11 protein-coding genes and 5 pseudogenes are annotated in these 16,771 nt (G+C 61.4%); 5 read left to right on the plus strand and 11 right to left on the minus strand.

Features of this window, described 5'->3' with window-relative positions:
- Nucleotides 1–49: 49 nt before the first annotated feature.
- Together guaA and BGRAMDRAFT_RS10505 are read left to right on the plus strand one after the other, a co-directional pair.
- A complete protein-coding gene (guaA, locus tag BGRAMDRAFT_RS10500) occupies nucleotides 50–1,633 on the plus strand; it encodes a glutamine-hydrolyzing GMP synthase (RefSeq protein WP_006048699.1) in 1,584 nt (527 codons plus the stop codon).
- A gap of 219 nt (nucleotides 1,634–1,852) precedes the next feature.
- Nucleotides 1,853–3,047 (plus strand): annotated as a pseudogene (locus BGRAMDRAFT_RS10505) (tyrosine-type recombinase/integrase).
- An 819-nt stretch (nucleotides 3,048–3,866) separates the two neighbouring features.
- Here the strand turns inward: BGRAMDRAFT_RS10505 and BGRAMDRAFT_RS33610 are convergent.
- The 3 genes and pseudogenes from BGRAMDRAFT_RS33610 to BGRAMDRAFT_RS10515 form a co-directional block, all read right to left on the minus strand.
- Nucleotides 3,867–3,974: pseudogene (locus tag BGRAMDRAFT_RS33610) on the minus strand (biotin/lipoyl-containing protein); the annotation flags it as partial.
- A gap of 187 nt (nucleotides 3,975–4,161) precedes the next feature.
- Nucleotides 4,162–5,142, minus strand: a pseudogene (locus BGRAMDRAFT_RS10510) (aldo/keto reductase).
- A 13-nt stretch (nucleotides 5,143–5,155) separates the two neighbouring features.
- The gene (locus tag BGRAMDRAFT_RS10515; protein ID WP_006048704.1) at nucleotides 5,156–5,929 is read right to left on the minus strand and encodes an SDR family NAD(P)-dependent oxidoreductase; all 774 of its coding nucleotides are present in this window, start codon (nucleotides 5,927–5,929) and stop codon (nucleotides 5,156–5,158) included.
- A gap of 125 nt (nucleotides 5,930–6,054) precedes the next feature.
- Between BGRAMDRAFT_RS10515 and BGRAMDRAFT_RS10520 the strand changes: the two genes are divergently transcribed.
- From BGRAMDRAFT_RS10520 to BGRAMDRAFT_RS33615, 3 genes and pseudogenes are all read left to right on the plus strand, one after another.
- Nucleotides 6,055–6,984, plus strand: a complete 930-nt coding sequence (locus BGRAMDRAFT_RS10520) for a LysR family transcriptional regulator (RefSeq protein ID WP_006048705.1) — start codon at nucleotides 6,055–6,057, stop codon at nucleotides 6,982–6,984.
- A 141-nt stretch (nucleotides 6,985–7,125) separates the two neighbouring features.
- Nucleotides 7,126–7,281: pseudogene (locus tag BGRAMDRAFT_RS34495) on the plus strand (branched-chain amino acid ABC transporter substrate-binding protein); the annotation flags it as partial.
- Nucleotides 7,282–8,206: 925 nt separating this feature from the next.
- A pseudogene (locus BGRAMDRAFT_RS33615) lies at nucleotides 8,207–8,501 on the plus strand (sugar-binding domain-containing protein); the annotation flags it as partial.
- A gap of 254 nt (nucleotides 8,502–8,755) precedes the next feature.
- Here BGRAMDRAFT_RS33615 and BGRAMDRAFT_RS10525 read toward each other — a convergent pair.
- The 8 genes from BGRAMDRAFT_RS10525 to BGRAMDRAFT_RS10555 form a co-directional block, all read right to left on the minus strand.
- Nucleotides 8,756–10,249 (minus strand): aldehyde dehydrogenase family protein, encoded by a 1,494-nt coding sequence (locus tag BGRAMDRAFT_RS10525; RefSeq protein ID WP_006048708.1) that lies wholly within the window; start codon nucleotides 10,247–10,249, stop codon nucleotides 8,756–8,758.
- A gap of 107 nt (nucleotides 10,250–10,356) precedes the next feature.
- Nucleotides 10,357–11,109 carry a 2-keto-4-pentenoate hydratase gene (locus tag BGRAMDRAFT_RS10530; protein ID WP_006048709.1) on the minus strand — a complete coding sequence of 251 codons (753 nt, stop codon included), beginning with the start codon at nucleotides 11,107–11,109 and terminating at the stop codon, nucleotides 10,357–10,359.
- 17 nt (nucleotides 11,110–11,126) lie between these two features.
- On the minus strand, nucleotides 11,127–12,113 hold the full coding sequence (locus BGRAMDRAFT_RS10535; RefSeq protein WP_006048710.1) for a D-2-hydroxyacid dehydrogenase family protein: 987 nt from the start codon (nucleotides 12,111–12,113) through the stop codon (nucleotides 11,127–11,129).
- 27 nt (nucleotides 12,114–12,140) lie between these two features.
- Entirely contained in the window at nucleotides 12,141–12,566 is a 426-nt protein-coding gene (locus BGRAMDRAFT_RS33620) for a dienelactone hydrolase family protein (RefSeq protein WP_083803814.1), read from the minus strand.
- Nucleotides 12,497–12,874 (minus strand): dienelactone hydrolase family protein, encoded by a 378-nt coding sequence (locus BGRAMDRAFT_RS35840; RefSeq protein WP_006048712.1) that lies wholly within the window; start codon nucleotides 12,872–12,874, stop codon nucleotides 12,497–12,499. The genes BGRAMDRAFT_RS33620 and BGRAMDRAFT_RS35840 overlap by 70 nt, the downstream gene beginning before the upstream one ends.
- Nucleotides 12,875–12,887: 13 nt before the next feature.
- Nucleotides 12,888–13,604: an HpcH/HpaI aldolase family protein gene (locus tag BGRAMDRAFT_RS10545; RefSeq protein WP_006048713.1), complete on the minus strand. Its 717-nt coding sequence runs from the start codon at nucleotides 13,602–13,604 to the stop codon at nucleotides 12,888–12,890.
- A 32-nt stretch (nucleotides 13,605–13,636) separates the two neighbouring features.
- Nucleotides 13,637–14,716, minus strand: coding sequence for a TRAP transporter substrate-binding protein (locus BGRAMDRAFT_RS10550; protein ID WP_006048714.1), 1,080 nt, complete (start codon nucleotides 14,714–14,716; stop codon nucleotides 13,637–13,639).
- Nucleotides 14,717–14,824: 108 nt separating this feature from the next.
- Entirely contained in the window at nucleotides 14,825–16,705 is a 1,881-nt protein-coding gene (locus BGRAMDRAFT_RS10555; protein WP_006048715.1) for a TRAP transporter large permease, read from the minus strand.
- Nucleotides 16,706–16,771: the final 66 nt, after the last annotated feature.

A 16,771-nucleotide genomic window follows, 5' to 3' on the forward strand; every position in this document is an offset into this window, starting at 1 on the left:
CGTACGCGCGGCATTCCGTATCCGCTCACTTTTGACATCGTCCGCTGCCATGCATGACAAGATCCTGATCCTCGACTTCGGTTCGCAAGTCACCCAACTGATTGCACGTCGCGTTCGCGAAGCCAACGTGTATTCGGAAATTCATCCGTATGACGTCGATGCTTCGTTCATCCGCGACTTTGCGCCGAAGGGCGTGATCCTGTCGGGCGGACCGAGCTCGGTCACTGAAACCGACACGCCGCGCGTGCCGCAAGTGGTGTTCGAACTCGGCGTGCCCGTGCTCGGCATCTGCTACGGCATGCAGGCCATGGCCGAGCAACTCGGCGGCCGGGTGGATATCGGCCATCTGCGTGAGTTCGGTTATGCCGAAGTGCGCGCGCGCAATCACACGAGCCTGCTCGAAGGCATCAGCGACTTCACGACGCCCGAAGGCCACGGCATGCTGAAGGTGTGGATGAGCCACGGCGACAAGGTGCTGGAGATGCCGCCGGGGTTCGCGCTGATGGCATCGACGGAATCGTGCCCGATCGCCGCGATGGCCGATGAGCAGCGTCATTTCTACGGCCTGCAATGGCACCCGGAAGTCACGCATACCGTGCAAGGCCGCGCGATGCTCGAGCGCTTCGTGCTGCAGATTTGCGGCGCGCGTCCCGATTGGGAAATGGGCCATTACATCGACGAGGCGGTCGCGAAAATTCGCGAGCAGGTCGGTAACGAGCACGTGATTCTGGGCTTGTCGGGCGGCGTGGATTCGTCGGTCGCGGCGGCGCTGCTGCATCGCGCGATCGGCGATCAACTGACGTGCGTGTTCGTCGATCATGGCCTGTTGCGGCTGAACGAAGCCGAACAGGTCATGGCCACGTTCGCGGATCACCTGGGCGTGAAGGTGATTCACGTCGACGCGAGCGATGTGTTCCTGCGCAAGCTCGAAGGCGTGACCGATCCGGAAGCGAAGCGCAAGATCATCGGCGCGGAATTCGTCGAAGTGTTCCAGACGGAAGCCGGCAAGCTGACCGACGCAAAGTGGCTCGCGCAAGGCACGATCTATCCGGACGTGATCGAATCGGCGGGCAAGGGCAAGAAGGCGACGCAGACCATCAAGAGCCACCACAACGTGGGCGGCCTGCCGGAGACGCTGAACCTGAAGCTGCTCGAGCCGCTGCGCGAACTGTTCAAGGACGAAGTGCGCGAACTCGGCGTGAAGCTCGGTTTGCCGCCGGCGATGGTGTACCGCCATCCGTTCCCCGGCCCCGGTCTGGGCGTGCGGATTCTCGGCGAAGTGAAGCGCGAGTTTGCGGACCTGCTGCGTCGCGCGGACGCGATTTTCATCGAGACGCTGCGCACGTTCATCGACAAGGAAACCGGCAAGTCCTGGTACGATTTGACGAGCCAGGCGTTCGCGGTGTTTCTGCCGGTGAAGAGCGTCGGCGTGATGGGCGACGGCCGGACTTACGAGTATGTGGTCGCGCTGCGCGCGGTGCAGACGCTCGACTTCATGACCGCGCATTGGGCGCATCTGCCGCACGAGTTGCTGGGGCATGTGTCGAACCGCATTATTAATGAAGTGCGCGGGATTAACCGGGTGGTGTACGACATTTCGGGGAAGCCGCCGGCGACGATTGAGTGGGAGTGATTTAGACTGCTCCCAAGTCGTTCGGAGAGGTCCGATTTTCCATGTTTTTCCTTAAAACATGGGGTTATTGTCCGGTGTGGTCTACTGTGATCCGGGCAATGCCAGATAGAAATGTCGGTATAGGTGACGGTACCGACATTTCTTCCTCGGACGGCCTTGTCCGATACCGTCGAATCAGCCTGACGGTATTGGTTGACGGTATACGTTCGAGGAGTCCCTATGCTCACAGACATGCAGTTACGAGCGCTGAAGCCGGCTCAGAAGATCTTTAAGATTGCCGATCAGCGTTGGCTATATGCGGCAGTGACGCCTTCAGGCACGGTGAGCTTCCGGTACGACTACCGGGTGAACGGTCGCCGGGAAACCCTGGTTATAGGCCGCTACGATCCATCACTTTCCGCACGGAGGCCACGCAGGCCAGACGAACTCGGATTCGGAATGGCTATCGAGGCGCTGACGTTTGGTAAGTGGGCGGAGAAATACTTTGTGGAGACTGCTCTTGCCGACTCCACACGGGCGATGCGCAAATCGGTATACGAGCGGAATCTCGCTTCGGAATTTGGCCGGCTGAAGTTGGAAGAGATCACGCCCGCACGACTGATGGCGCGCTGCGCGAAGATCAAGGAGAGGGGCGCTGCTGCCCCTGCCGCGCAGGCGCGTGACATCGTTCTGCAGGTTTACCGTTTCGTGCAGGCACGGGGACTAAAGGTGGACAATCCTGCGGAGGCCATCCGCCCGTCTGCGATCGCCAGCTTCAAGCCGCGCGATCGGACACTGTCGCCTGCTGAAATCCATGTGTTTTTCAGTGCATTGGACAGACGCCGACGATGCCTACGCTGCGCCTTGCTATCAGGTTCATGCTGCTCACGCTGGTGCGCAAGTCCGAGTTCATTCTGGCGATGTGGGGTGAGATAGATTTCGACGCCGCAGTCTGGACAATTCCGAAGGAACGGATGAAGGCCGGTCGCCCCCACATTGTCTATCTGAGCCAATAGGCTCTGGACATTCTGGTCGCATTCAAGACGTGCTTCGGAGCGAGTTCATACGTGCATCCCGGCCGCTATGAGACGGCCTCCCCAATAAGTATGGCGACTCTGAACCGCGTCATTGACAGCACCGTCAAGCTGATACGCGACGACGGGACAGATTCCGATCCTTTCACGGTACATGATCTGCGTCGGACGGCCAGCACGCTCTTGCACGAAGCAGAGTTCAACACCGACTGGATCGAGAAATGCCTCGCTCATGAACAGCGTGGCGTGCGCGCGGTCTACAACAAGGCAGAGTATGCAGACAGAGGAGGGCGATGCTCCAGGCGTGGGCAGATATGCTCGACGGCTGGATTGCTACGAATCCAAAGGCGAGCGTCCTAGCGCTGGCGCAGCCAGCCAAGACTCGTGAGTACATCGCTTGAGCTCGAACTTCTGTGTGCTCAAGAATGTACCCGTTTGCACTTGAATCGCCATGTTTGACGCTGGACGGCAAGAAACAGAATTTGGTAGTACGTCGAAAAATTTTTCTTGATGAGTCGGACTCCTATTTATCCTTCCAAACATTGCTTGGTGCCAGGAGAGGACTCGAGTGTAGTGTGGAAACAACTGTTTTCAAACAGAAAATTCAGTAGTGTCTCGTCTGTTATACGTACGTGTATACGCAAAACGACTGGATTTCATAGGATGCTGTTCGTTTGTTGAAATTGTTCCTGTGCCGCGAAGCCGCCGGTCAGGCTCGTATGGTTGCGGCGATCCGTACCTTGCACGAGCTGCAGCTGGTAGGAGGTTAAGATTCTCTTTCTCCCACCAAGGCAATCAGGGCCTTATGGACGCATGTCCATATAGCTTTTTTCGTTTGAGGCTGAGTTTTTCCCGAGGCGGCTGAAAACGGTACATCAAGCTTCGATCGGACATTCGAGCGCCAGTAAACTACCTAGAGCGACCACTCAATCGGCTCTAGCAATATTCGGTCGGCGCATGAGTATCGCTGAAAGCGACCCGGCGCCCGGGAGGCCAATGGACGCCACAGGAACCGTCGTTCGAGCGACCGTCAGTCGGGTGATGCGCCAGCACATCCTGGGCTCAAGGTTCATAGTGGCGCTTGCCATTTTGCCTGTGCGCGGCTTGAGTCGAACGCCGAGCGTTAGCCGCCTTAACGGTCCACACAGCCTTATATGGACACCGCCCGGTTTGCCAAGTCGATCTTGATGTGATGCGGTAACGAGGTATCGGCTGCGGTCTTATATCCGGCTTCCCTCAACATCGCATTCCAACTCTCCAAGCATCTTCATCGCCTCGATGACGTCAAGCGCCTGACCAGTTTTGACTTCTTGGCCGACGTCAACGAAAGGTTTGTCCCCGGGTTGCTCGCATGTGCGCGCTCCGGATAGTGGTCACGGACCGATCATCTGATGACTGGCTTGATCGGGCCAAGCTGATTGAAGCGTCAAAGCCACTGGCACAAGAATCCAGGCTGGTTGCCGGTGCTTCCGGTCGGTAACCGGAAAGCAATGTCCAACAGTTGTTAGCGAGGCTTTACCACTGATGATCCACAACGATGCGATCTTTTCAGATATAGCGCGCGAAGGACCTCCATGGCCGAATCTGTGAGGGGCGGCAGTTCGCTCGCTCAGAGTTTGCTTTGGCTTGCGCCGCGTTCTTCGCTCCTGGGATGACAGTCGTCACCCCATCGTTCATGAGGATCCAGCGAAGCGCGAACTGCGCCATCGTGGCATTTTGCGGTACGAGTGAGCGGATTTCCTCGACGGCGTCCAGCGCGACGTCATAAGGAACGCCGGCAAAGGTCTCGCCCTTGTCGAAGGCCTCGCCGTTACGATTGAAAAGGCGATGGTCATTGGCCGCAAACGTCGTCTCGCGCGTCATTTTTCCGGTGAGCAGGCCCGACGCAAGAGGTACCCGGATAATGACGGCGATTCCTCGGTCGCGAGCTTCCTGAATGAAGCGGGCAGGCCTTTGCCTGAAAATGTTGTAGATGATCTGTACCGACTTCACGCCCGGATATTCGATCGCTTTCAGACCTTCTTCGACTTTCTCGACCGACACACCGTAGCTGCTGAGCTTTCCCGCTGCGATCATGCGGTCCATCGCATCGAAAACCTCCGGCCGGTAATAGACCTCGGTCGGTGGACAATGAAGCTGTACGAGATCGAGCCGCTCCATCTCCAGGTTCTTCAAGGACCGGTCGACAAAAGCATTCAGATTCGCTGCGGTGTAGCCTTGTGCGACGTGAGGGTCGAGTCTCCGCCCGGCCTTGGTCGCCACGAAGGGTCGCGGCCCCGAGCGTTCCTTGAGCACGTCCGCGATGATCCGCTCCGAGCGGCCGTCGCCGTAAACGTCGGCGGTGTCAATGAAGGTTGTACCGTTATCGAGCGCTGCATGCAGAGCCGCCTTTGCATCACTCTCGGCGACGTCGCCCCATGAACCTCCAATGGCCCACGCTCCAAACCCGATTTCAGAGACGCTCTTTTCTGCGTGTCCGAATTTCCGTTGTTTCATCTTGATTCTCCGTTCATGGCATGAGTTGTCCGCCGTTGACCTCGATAATCTGCCCCGTGATGTATCCCGACATGGCGGGAGACGCGAGGAACAGGAACGCGCCGACGCACTCCTCCGGCAGGCCTTCTCTGCCCATCGGCACCGTGGCAGTCTGCGACGCCCAGATTTCCGGCGGCGTGTATTTGTCGTGGAACGGCGTCTGTATGAGTCCGGGTGCTACTGCGTTGACCCGGATTCCGTCGTGTACGAATTCCTTTGCGTGGCCACGGGTCAAACTGCTGACAAAGCTTTTTGAGGCCGCGTAAAGCACCGCTCCTGCGCCGCCGCCCGTACGCGCGGCAACGGACGACGTATTGATGACGTACCCACCGGACTTCTTGAGAAACGGATGGGCAGCCGAGGTCGCTTCCCAAACCGATCTTGCGTTCAGATTGACGACGCGTTCAAAGTGGCTGGCCGAGGCGCTTATAGATGTCAACCGTCCCAACATGGCGCCGGCGTTATTGATGAGCCCATCGAGTCCGCCTAGCAGTTGCGCCGCTTCCTTCACGACCCGTGATGCTTCGCCCGGCTCGCTGACGTCACCGTGGACAAGATGAATGCGCTCCGGCGATTCCGCACGCAGCGCTTGCGCAGCCGCTTCGCTCTCGTTGAAATGCGCGACCACGTGCGCGCCCTGTGCGGCGAATGCGCGAACAACAGCCGCTCCTATTCCAGTCGACCCGCCCGTGACGAGAATTCTCGTATCTTTCAGATCGCCGATCTGTAGTTGCTCAAGTCCATGCATGGAATTCCTCCGAATGGATATACACGAGCGGGGCATACGCCGCAGCGCCCAAAGTCCTCGACGAAGAAAATGATTACATACCGTAGAATGAAACGGATTCACTGGAACGATGAACGGCATTCATCATGGCAAAGAACGACCGGATCGATTTTGCGGACTTAAGGCTGTTTCTTGCGATAGTCAGGTGCCGGAGTTTCCGGCTGACTGCAATCGAACTCGGGCAGACGCCGTCAGCAGTCAGTCACGCGATGCGGAGGCTGGAAGACCGCCTGGGCGCAAAGCTGCTTAACCGGACGAGCAGGGCGGTTTCGCCCACGGAGGCGGGGCTCGATCTCGCTTCCCGGCTGGAAGACGGCTTCAATCAGATCGGCTCCGCTCTCGAGAGTTTTGAAGCGCCGGGTACCGCGCGACTCGGCTCTTTACGCCTGAATGTTTTCGCGGATGCCGCCCACTTGCTGGTCGCACCGGCATTGCCGGAATTCGCACGCCTGTGTCCCGACGTGCAGCTTACGGTCGTGGTCGATAACCGGCCGATCGACATCGTTGCAGAAGGATACGACGCCGGCATCCGCTACGGTCATCATGTTCCCGAAGACATGATCGCGGTGCCGCTTACCGGCCCACAGCAATGGGTGATGGCCGCGTCGCCCGCCTACCTGAAGAAACACGGCACTCCTCGTCACGTCAGCGAACTGGCTGATCACAACTGCCTTCAGCTTTTGCTCGGTGACAATTCGAGCTATCGTTGGGAAGTCAGCGTTGCAGGTAAAAAAACCCCGATCCGAGTGCCGGGGTCGATCACGATCAACGATACCGCGACCACGATTAGCGCGTGCAAGGCAGGAATGGGTATAGCGTATCTACTCGAGGCTCGAATCGCCGATGAGCTGGCGCGGCGTACCCTGAGAGTTGTTCTCGAAGACCATGCGTGCGCAGAGGATCCACTCCATATGTACTACAGTGGTCGTCGATACAACCACCCGGCGTTGCTTAGCTTGATCAATATCATCCGGAAACAGCAGTCACTCGCGAAGATTTCAAGGTCGCGTGAGTGAGCCGGACCTGCGCCGCCAATTGCTGCCGTTGCCTTTGCGACAAAGATTCATTGACGTGGATGTTCGTCATGCTGCCCGTCGCACGCGTTCGCATGCGACGGACGAGCGCTCCGATGCCGTTAGTGAGCAGCCGGCTCGTTCCTCCCCAGGCTGGCGGGCGCCGCAGCTGATAACCTCGTTTGCCCGGAAGCCGGCATGGCTCTGGAAAAGATGCCTGGCGGTGCGGCGTTTGCGCGGAAGTACGAGGTGCGTTTCCATCAGCCATTACAGGTTTATGCGCCCTTTGCCTATGTCGCGCAGCGTGACAAGATAGAAGCTTTTGAAGGTTCCCATCTGGATGGCACCGATGGCAAATTCCATGACCTTTGAATCGGGGAATGACAGTATCTTCATACTTCCACCCCCACGAAGCTCTTCCAGGTTGGGTGCGCTGGTGAGGCAGGTTGCAACTTCAGTGAGCGTTCGGGATGTTGACGCATCGACACGTGCCGATCGTTCTCGAATTGCCCCTGTTGAGATGCCTTGGCATCCGCAAATCAGTAAGCACAAGCCTCCAACAATGATCCACTTCACTCTTTGATCCTTCTTTTGGTTGTGTCAGCAACTTCTGGGGACCGTCAGCGTTTATGTGTTGCCAAACCGTTTCCGGTTAACGACCGGCCACAGCGCCAACGCGACGATTGCTATTTTTCACTGGTCCTTCGATATTATTGAAAAGAAGCGTCTGATCTCGGTGCTTCGTTATTGTCGGCGTAACGAAGCGCTTTCTCTAGACGGTCCCGCACGGTTGCCCAAAAGCAACAAGATTGTGATCGCTGAAACTTGACGTCTGTGCGCCGAGAGCGCAATACCAGTAGCCGCCGCCGTACCTGGAAGCGGCCATCGAAACTGCTCGAAGCTGAACGGCTGCAGGTGGGTCCGAATGCCGCCAACCGCGTCGGCCGGCAGACGGCGATGAGCCGCGGTTTCTATTCGGCGTCTCTCGAACGTTCAGACATTGGCTACAGACCGTAACCGGTGAGACCGGCACGAAAAGGGTGCTCCAAGAGCTCCGTCAGTGAGCTCGCAATTTCATGTTTGAGGATTCGCTCGCTGGATAATCAGCTGGGACTATGTCTTTCAACATGCAAGCAACGCGACTCTACTATCCTGAGCTTGCGCACCCGAATGGGCTTCTCGATGATGGTTCGGACAAAGCGCAGGAATCGTTGCTGTGCGTCAGCTCGGCGCAGTGGGCGACATGATGGGCTACGACTTCATCGATCTCGCCGGACACCCGCGCGCACTCCGTTTGCGCACCGTGTGATCGGGCTCTCGTTCGAAGATCTCGTGCGCATTCCCAATGTTATTGCTGTTGCCAGCGAGATACCGAGACTACTGCGGTGCTTGGCGCACTGCGCACCGGCGCCATTAACACGCTCGCGACGACCGAGGCGATCGCCCAGTCAGTGCTGAGTCTGGATGCGGCGACCATGCCTCGGCATGGCGCAGGATCCGAAGCGGCAAGCGCGACGTAAGCACCTACGTGTACCGGTGCACGCGCCCGCCGCGCCAGATCGGTAGACGGGAAAGCGGGCACGCTGTCCGGCCGGCGAGGCGATCCGCTGCAAACGGGCTGCAAACGGGCTGCAGACAGGCGGCAAACCGGCCGCGATGGCGCGTCCTGGTTTTCATGCTGCCGGTCCACATCCCCCCACCCGAAGGTGCAATTGCACGCGGCGCGCTCAACGGGCTCACCCCGTATCGCAAGCCGCCGCTTGGCGCTGCGATTTCAGATCGCGCGCGGTCGCACCATCGACTGGCTGCGCCAGTAGTCGAACAGCGTTTCCGGACTGTTCACGCCGCCGCCCATGCCGCTACTATTGATTCCGCCGTAGGGCACCCCGTGCGGAAACACGTTGTGCGCGTTAATCCAGCTATTGCCGGCCACCATCGCTTCCGCAACCCGCGTCGCGCGTTGCAGGTCTGCGCTCCATACACTGTTGGCAAGGCCGTAGTCCGTGGCGTTAGCGAGTTCGACCGCATGCGCCTCATCGCGAAACGTTGTGAGAAACGCCACCGGTCCGAAGATTTCCTCCCGGGATGCGACGTTCGCGGGGTCGCCCGCGAGCAGCGCCGGCTTCACATAGAAACCGTCGAAACCCGGCACGTCAGCCGGTCCGCCTGCGAGCAGCGCCCGCGCGCCCTCTGCCTGACCGCGCGCGAGATAACCGAGCACCCGGGCGCGCTGCCGCGCATTGACGACGGGTCCCATCTGCGACGCTTCATCCATCTGATATCCGACGCGCACTTTGGCGAGGCGCTTCGCACAAGCGTCGGCGAAGCGGTCATGGATGCGTTCGTGCACGAGCCAGCGCGTCGCATCACAACACACCTGGCCCGCGTGAGTGGTAATCGCGATAGCGAGCCTCTCAGCAGTTGCGTCGATGTCGACGTCGTCGAACACCACGGCCGCGCCTTTGCCGCCGAGCTCGAGCTTGCACGGGGTGAGGTTTGCGCCGCATGCGGCGCCGACGAGCCGTCCGACCTCCGGCGACCCAGTGAACGAAAAGCGCTTCAGGCGCGGATGTGCGGCGAGCGCGGCGCCTGCCGTCTGGCCGTGTCCCGTGACCACGTTGATGACGCCGTCAGGGAAGCCGATTTCGCGTGCGAGTCGGGCAAGGTAAATCGCCGACAGGGGCGTGTCCTCGGCGGGCTTGATGACGACGGTATTGCCCGCCGCTAGCGCGGGCGGCACGCCCCAGCCGATCAGCAGGATCGGGAAGTTCCACGGGAAGATGAAGCCGCACGGGCCCCACGGCTCGCGCGTGGTCCATGCGTCGTACCCGGAGACTGCTAGCGTCGTACGGCGCGTGGCGTGCAGTGCCATGTCCGTGAAATAGCGCAGTGTGTCGATGCACACCTGCACGTCCTGCTCGGCGGCCCGCACCAGTTTGCCGGCGTCGAGCGCCTCTATCTGCGCGAGGATTGGCTTGCGCGCTTCCAGCGCATCCGCGAGCCGATGCAGATGAACAGCGCGCTCGCTCGCAGCGAGCGCGGACCACGTGGGAAACGCGGCCGCGGCGGCGCTCACCGCGTCGTCGATATCCGCGCCGCCGAGCGCGCTGACCTGTGCGAGGTGGCGCGCACTGCCTGGATCGAACGTATCGAAACTGGTGCCGTCGCGTGCGAGCGCATCGCGCCCGCCGATGACAGAGGCAATCGGCGCGCCCGAGAGAAATTCGGCAACTTCGGGTAGCAGCGGAAAAGAGCTTGCAGCGTTCATTTGAGTCCCCGCATTGGATAAGAGAACAGCGGTACACGCGCGCGCCGCCAGCAGACCAGCGCGCGCAAGGAGAAAGAATGGCGCATAGGCGCAGAGGTGGCGCGCGCTCAGAGGAACGTCAAAGACACCGTTCCAAAACCTGTGAACGATCCGGTGACGCTCGCGCCGCTGTCAATGCGCTGAAGACCGGTGTACGTGCCGGTCGTTACGAACCGCCCGGCCGGCACACCCGCATCGCGACGGAAGGCATTGACGAGCGCGATGGCCGGCAGGAGCGGGTCGCCGCTCGCATGGCCGCCGGTGCGCTCAACCCTCACGGCATCGCCGACGGACAAGCGCGCTTCGAGCGTCGCCAGATCGAATGTGCGCCAGTCCGCGCGCGCATCCCCGGCGACGAACCCGCCGTTCGACACGCAGTCGGCCGCGCGATGCAGCCACGGGGCGTCCGCATAACTAGTGAAGCGCGAATCGACGATCTCGAACGCGACGAACGCGTTCACCGCATCGGCGACCTCGTCGTAGGTGTAGTCGAGCGCGCGCGGCGGCAACGCGCGCTCGAAGCGGAACGCGATCTCCAGTTCCACCGCGCGCATTGGCACGAGCGCGCCGTCGATCGACGCAGGGCTCGCGAACACGCGCGAACCCAGAATCGCGCCGCGCACGAATTCGCCCGCAGGCGAAGTCGTCACCTTCCAGCCGGCAACCTGTTCGCCGAGCAGCGAGACGGTCGCGTCCTGAATCGCGTGGACGTCAGCGGCGCTTTGCGGCGCCGCATGCGCATCGAGTTCCGCAAGCGGCAAGCGAGTGACGCGCGCCTCGGCGAGCTGCCGCGCCGCATGCGCGATGGTTTCGGGTTTCATCGTCCAGGCTCCATGCGTTACGCGAGTGTGCGGATCGGCTTGCCGTCGAGAAAGGCGAGCGTGTTTTCCACTTGCTGCCGATAGAACACTTCGTACACGTCGCGCGTGCTGTACCCTAGATGCGGCGTGAGCACCGCGTGACGCGCGGCGACGAGCGGGTGCGTGCGCGGCAGCGGTTCCTGATCGAATACGTCGAGCGCGGCGACAATGTGGCCCTCGCGCACCGCATCGATCAGTGCTGCTTCGTCTACGAGCCGCGCGCGTGACGTATTGACGAGCGTCGCGCCGTCCTTCATCCGCGCAATATCATTGCGGCCGACCACGCCGGCGGTACGCGCTGAGAGCACGAGGTGAACGCTGACGACATCGGCGGTAGAGAAGAGTGTCTCCTTGGCGGCGTATTCGACGCCCGCATCGGCAGCGCGCGCGGCCGTCAGGTTCGGGCTCCACGCAATGACACGCATGCCAAGCGCCCGGCCGTAGCCCGCCACGCGCGCGCCGATCTTTCCCAAGCCGACGAGTCCGAGTGTCTTGCCCGCGAGCGCGACGCCGGGCCGCGTGCCGCGCTGAAATCTGCCCTCGCGCACCGCACCGGAAGCCGCCTGCAAATCCCGCACAGCCGACAGCATCAGCGCGAGCGTGAGGTCGGCGGTCGATTCGACGCCTGGGCCGCCTTCGGTCAGGCACACGGTGATGGCGCGCGATTGCATGAACGCCATGTCGACGAGCGCCGCGCGCATGCCGGACAGGTTGAACATGCGCAGCTTCGGCAGCCGTTCGATCAGCGAGGCAGGAAATGCGGTGCGCTCGCGCATCGCGAGAATCACGTCGAACGGCGCGAGCCGGTCGGCCGCTTCATCTTCGCTTGCGAAGGGTTCGCCAAAAAATGCCAGCGACGCGCGCGCTTCGAGTCGGGTCCAGTCCGCGCAGCTACGCGCGGCATCCTGCCAGTCGTCGAGAATCGCGACGCGGCAGCGGGTGTTATCGGTATCTACGGCGTTCATTGGATGATTCCTGACAGAGCGATGCACTCATTGGCCATGAAGCCGGCGCATGAACATCGCCATGATGTCCTCCCAGACGGCTTCGGCGGCGTGCGGGTGGTAGTCGTTGCGCGCGGCAAAGCAGAAGCCGTGATGCGTGCCCGGCACCACGTCGACGCGCGCCGCGACATTGGCTTTTTCCATTGCATCGCGAAACGTGGGCACGACATTAGCGGGTACGGCCGGATCGATCTCGGCGAACGCGGCGTAAACCTCGCCCTGAATGTTGTCCGCGAGAAGATGCGGCGAATCGGGTTTGTCGGTCACCATGTTCACCCCATAAAGCGCCGCGACCGCCGCCATGCGGGGCAGACGCGCGGCGGCATTGACGACGAACGGCCCGCTCATGCAATGGCCGATTGCGCCGACAGGGCCGGGCGTCGCTTGCTCCTGCGCATCCAGAAAACCCAGCATGCCGTACGTGTCGTCGAGCACATCGGCGTTCGACAGGCTGCCATCGCGCCGCGTATCAGTACCGACATCGCCTCGTTGCGGCGCGGTACGTCGAAGCGCAGCGTGCCGAGCCGGTAGTACAGATCCGGCAGCAGACAGTAATAGCCGGCACGCGCAATGCGCCGCGCCATGTTGCGCAGCTCCTCGCGAATGCCCGGCGCATCCATGAACAGGATCACCGGTGCATACATGCCCGGCTCGGAGGGACAGACGGCGAACGCAGGCTGCGTCCCGTACTTCGTCGGAATTGCGACTTCTTTCTCGATCATCTCCACTCCCTGGCTATCGCGCCGGCGCTTTCTGGCCGAGCAACTGGTGCATACCGGCCATCAGCACCTCGTTGATCCATGCATATTTCATGAAGCTCTCTCGCGTGCGCTTGCCGACCGCCGCGATGCGCCGGTCCGCGTCGGCGACGGCCGCCTTTACCTGCGCGTGATCCGACTGCCCTGGATAGCCGAGATCCTGCGCGAGATCGAGCAGCCCGAAGCTCAAATAGTCGACGCCCTCGAGCGCCGCGAGCTCGCCCGCAATCTCGATGCCCTGCGCGCTTTCGATCATCAGACACACCGATGCGCTTTCGTTGCACTGCTGCATATACGCGGTGCGATTCGCGATTCGCTGGCCGTATTCGGGCCGCCCCGCGCCAAAAGAACGCGCGCCCAGCGGCGCGAAATAGGTTGCGCTGATCACGCGCTGCGCTTGCTCGACCGTCTCGATGTGCGGTGCAACGATGCCGCGCACGCCGCGATCGAGAAATCGCGTGATGGTCGCGACGGAAATGTCGGGTACCCGCGCGATCGGCGTCATACCGTGACGTTCGGCGGCAATGCAGGCTGCCTCGACATCGCGCCAGTCAAACGCGCCGTGCTCGCCATCGATGTAGATGAACTGCAGGTCGGCCGCGCTCGCGACTTCGATGACGGCGGGCGCAGCAAAGGTCAGATGGATGCCTCGAATTGGCTGTCCGGTTGCCGCCGCGTGCTTTACATGGTTCATTTTTCAGGAATCCGTTGTTAGGAAATGAGCACTCAGACAGGCGTCGCGCGCGCGATTTTTACAAGGTGTGGTGGAAACTGGTCGGGCATCTTGTCGACGAGCGGCAGGCAGACCTTGCGAAACGATTCGACGTCCACGCTGAGGTTCACCTGCATGCCATGCTTGCCGAGGAACTGGTATGCGTCGACCTCTTCCTTCTGCGTGTGGGTGCGCAGCACGTTGTCGGCATCGTTCGCGGCGGCCATGAAAGTCTGCTTTTCGGTGGCGGTAAGCCCATCGAAATACTTCGTGCTGGTCACCGAATAGCCGGTGGTTAGCACGTGATCGCTTTTCGCGACGTACTTCTGTACTTCGTAGTACTTGTTCGACTTGACCACTGTGGGCGGCGTCTCCTGGCCGTCGGCAACGCCTTGGCGCAACGCGAGGTACAGTTCGCTCAGATCGACTGCCGCAGTGGTTGCGCCCATCGCCTGCACCATCGCGATGTAGGCCTTGGAGATCGGCACGCGCATCTTCAACCCCTGCATGTCGTTTACCGACTGGATCTGCCGCTTGCTGTTAGTGATGCAGCGAAAACCCAGATCCGTCCAGCCGATAAGCCCGAAGCCCTTTTCGCGGCACCTGGCTCGCAGATCGTCGCCGAATGCGCCGGCGAACGCGCGGTACGCCTGATCGCGGCTTTTCCACAGATAGGGCGCATCGGTGATCGACACTTCCGGCACCCAGTTCGTGAGCCCCACGCCGATCACGCCGACTTCCAGCGCGCCATTACGCACCGCCTGGCCAATGTCGCGCTCCGTGCCCATCTGCGCATTCGGATAGATCTGCACGAGCATGGCACCCTTGCTGCGCTTTTCAAGCGACTCCTTGAACGCGACGGACCATACGTGCCAACCGTGCTCGGTCGGTGCCGTATGCGCAACGCGCAGACGCTTCGGCGCGCCCTGCGCGTGCGCATGCAAACTCGCGAGCGGCCCGAAGGCGGCGCCGAGCGCCGTGCCGGCCGCCGCATGCATCACCGCGCGGCGGGCGCGGCCATGTTCGTCCAGCGCGGCGCCAGCTGGCTCCGAACTATCCGCTGCCCCATGTGTGACGATGTTGATCGGTTTCATCTGTTGTGTCTCCTCCAGGCTGGTGGGGCCGCTCCGTTTGGCGGCGCGCTGTTATGCGAGTGACCCATATCCGGTTTTCGTGGGATTGAGTGTCAGGTTCATGAAGGTTTACGTCTTGAAGCCCAGCGCATGCGGCAGAAATTCGGTGAGTCCCGGCACATACACAACGATCACGAGGCCGGCGAAGAGCACCAGCAGATACCAGAGCATCGGCCGGATTGCGCGTTCCACCTGTGCACCGCAAATCGCGCACGCGACATATAGCGCGATGCCGATTGGCGGCAGGATCACGCCGATGCCGAACGCCTCCGCCATCACGATGCCGTAATGCAGTGGATTGATGCCCAACTGGATAGCCACCGGCAGCAACAGCGGCGCGATGATGATGATGGTCACGAAGCTTTCGAGCAGCGAGCCGAGCAATACCGTGATGACCACCACGGCGGGCAGAAAGGTCGCCGCGCCGAAGCTCGCGACCATATTGGCAATCGCGGTAGTCACGCCTTCGAGGGTGAGCGCCCACGAGAAAATGGTGGCCGCGCTCACGGTGAAAAAGATCATGCCGTTGAGCAGCGTCGCCTGTGTCAGTGTTTGCCAGAAGCTGCGCGCGCCGATCTTGCGGTTCAGAAGGCCGAGCGCGAGCGCGTACAGCACCGCGAAAGTCGACACCTCGGTCGGCGTGCCGAGCCCGCCCGCGATGCCGCCGATCAGGATCACGGGCATCAGCAGCGGCAGCGCGGCGCGCCTCGCCGAGGCGCGCACTTCGGCGCGGCTCGCGCGCGGGGTCGGCATCCAGCCGGCGAACGTCGCACGCACGCGCACTAGAATCATCAGGCAGATCGCGAGCGTCGCGGCTGGTATCAGACCGGCGACGAACAGCGCGCCGGTCGAGATCGACGTGGCCGAGCCCATCAGAATCAACGCAATAGAAGGCGGCACAGACTCCGACATCGCTGCCGACGAGGCAAGCAGCGCCGCGCGTTCTTCGGCGGCGTAGCCGTGGTGTTGCAGCTTGCGGTTCATCGGCAGGCCGACCATTGCCATGTCGGCGGCTTTCGAGCCCGATATGCACGACGAGATGTACACGCCGATGATCATCACCTGGAAGAGGCCGCCCTTCTTGTGTCCGATCAGGCTGCCGACGAAATCGACGATGCGCAGTCCCACATCCGCGCGGTCCATGATGAATCCCGCCAGGATGAAGAACGGCAGCGCGAGATAGATGAAGCCGCCCGAGCCGCGCTGAGCGTTGGCGACGGCGGACATCATATCGGCCGAGCCAATTGCCTGCACGCAGACGACGCCGATCACCGCGAGCACGAATCCCACCGGCACCCCGATCACGATCAAGCCGAGAAAGAGCGCGGTCAGCAGCAAGTACAGCACGGGCGCATGAAGACCGAGCCACGTCTTGCACAACATGAAAAGGAGCACCGGCAGCCACACCAGTGCGAACGAGGCTAGCTTTGCGAAGGTCGGCCGCTTCAAATTCGCAAGCGCCGCATGGATCACGAAGAGTGCCGATCCGAAGGTGATCGGCAGAGTGCTCCACGCGTAGGGAATTCCGAGCAGCACGGTCGATTCGTCCGCGTTCGAGATCAGGAGGGGAATCGAGAAGCCGCCGATCAGCAGAGAGACGATGATCACGATCCATTCCGATGCGCCATCGCAGGTGTCCTGCCAGCGCCTCGGCAGACGGTCCACGAAAAGGCGGATCGACAGGAACTGGCCGCGGCTGTAGGCAACAGCGCCGCCGAGAAACGCGGCGGTCACGAGAAAGAGCGGTGATAGCTCGTCGACGCCCATGAGCGCCGACGAATGAAACACCGAGCGCGAGAGCGTCGCGACGAAGATCAGAAACACCTGCGCTATCAGCATCAGATTCAGCACTGTGATGACGATGCGATCCGTGGAGCGGATCCACGCAGGCAGATCAGCACGGGCGGGGCCCGAAAGTGGGCCGTGCGCGGTCGAGTTCACCGGCTGCATCGTGCACCTCCGCACCACATCGCGCGGCGGGCGCCGCCTCGCAGCGCAAGATTGCGGACCGCGCAC

Origin of the sequence: Paraburkholderia graminis C4D1M, from assembly GCF_000172415.1 — a bacterium.
GTDB lineage: Bacteria > Pseudomonadota > Gammaproteobacteria > Burkholderiales > Burkholderiaceae > Paraburkholderia > Paraburkholderia graminis.

Bases quoted from the DNA above. Each gene is read 5' to 3' on its own strand.
- BGRAMDRAFT_RS10520 (WP_006048705.1), top strand. From the start codon at position 6,055: ATGGCAAAGAACGACCGGATCGATTTTGCGGACTTAAGGCTGTTTCTT.
- BGRAMDRAFT_RS10545 (WP_006048713.1), bottom strand. From the start codon at position 13,604: ATGAACCATGTAAAGCACGCGGCGGCAACCGGACAGCCAATTCGAGGC.
- BGRAMDRAFT_RS10515 (WP_006048704.1), bottom strand. From the start codon at position 5,929: ATGCATGGACTTGAGCAACTACAGATCGGCGATCTGAAAGATACGAGA.
- BGRAMDRAFT_RS10550 (WP_006048714.1), bottom strand. From the start codon at position 14,716: ATGAAACCGATCAACATCGTCACACATGGGGCAGCGGATAGTTCGGAG.
- BGRAMDRAFT_RS35840 (WP_006048712.1), bottom strand. From the start codon at position 12,874: ATGATCGAGAAAGAAGTCGCAATTCCGACGAAGTACGGGACGCAGCCT.
- BGRAMDRAFT_RS10555 (WP_006048715.1), bottom strand. From the start codon at position 16,705: ATGCAGCCGGTGAACTCGACCGCGCACGGCCCACTTTCGGGCCCCGCC.
- BGRAMDRAFT_RS10535 (WP_006048710.1), bottom strand. From the start codon at position 12,113: ATGAACGCCGTAGATACCGATAACACCCGCTGCCGCGTCGCGATTCTC.
- BGRAMDRAFT_RS10525 (WP_006048708.1), bottom strand. From the start codon at position 10,249: ATGAACGCTGCAAGCTCTTTTCCGCTGCTACCCGAAGTTGCCGAATTT.
- BGRAMDRAFT_RS10530 (WP_006048709.1), bottom strand. From the start codon at position 11,109: ATGAAACCCGAAACCATCGCGCATGCGGCGCGGCAGCTCGCCGAGGCG.
- guaA (WP_006048699.1), top strand. From the start codon at position 50: ATGCATGACAAGATCCTGATCCTCGACTTCGGTTCGCAAGTCACCCAA.
- BGRAMDRAFT_RS33620 (WP_083803814.1), bottom strand. From the start codon at position 12,566: ATGCTGGGTTTTCTGGATGCGCAGGAGCAAGCGACGCCCGGCCCTGTC.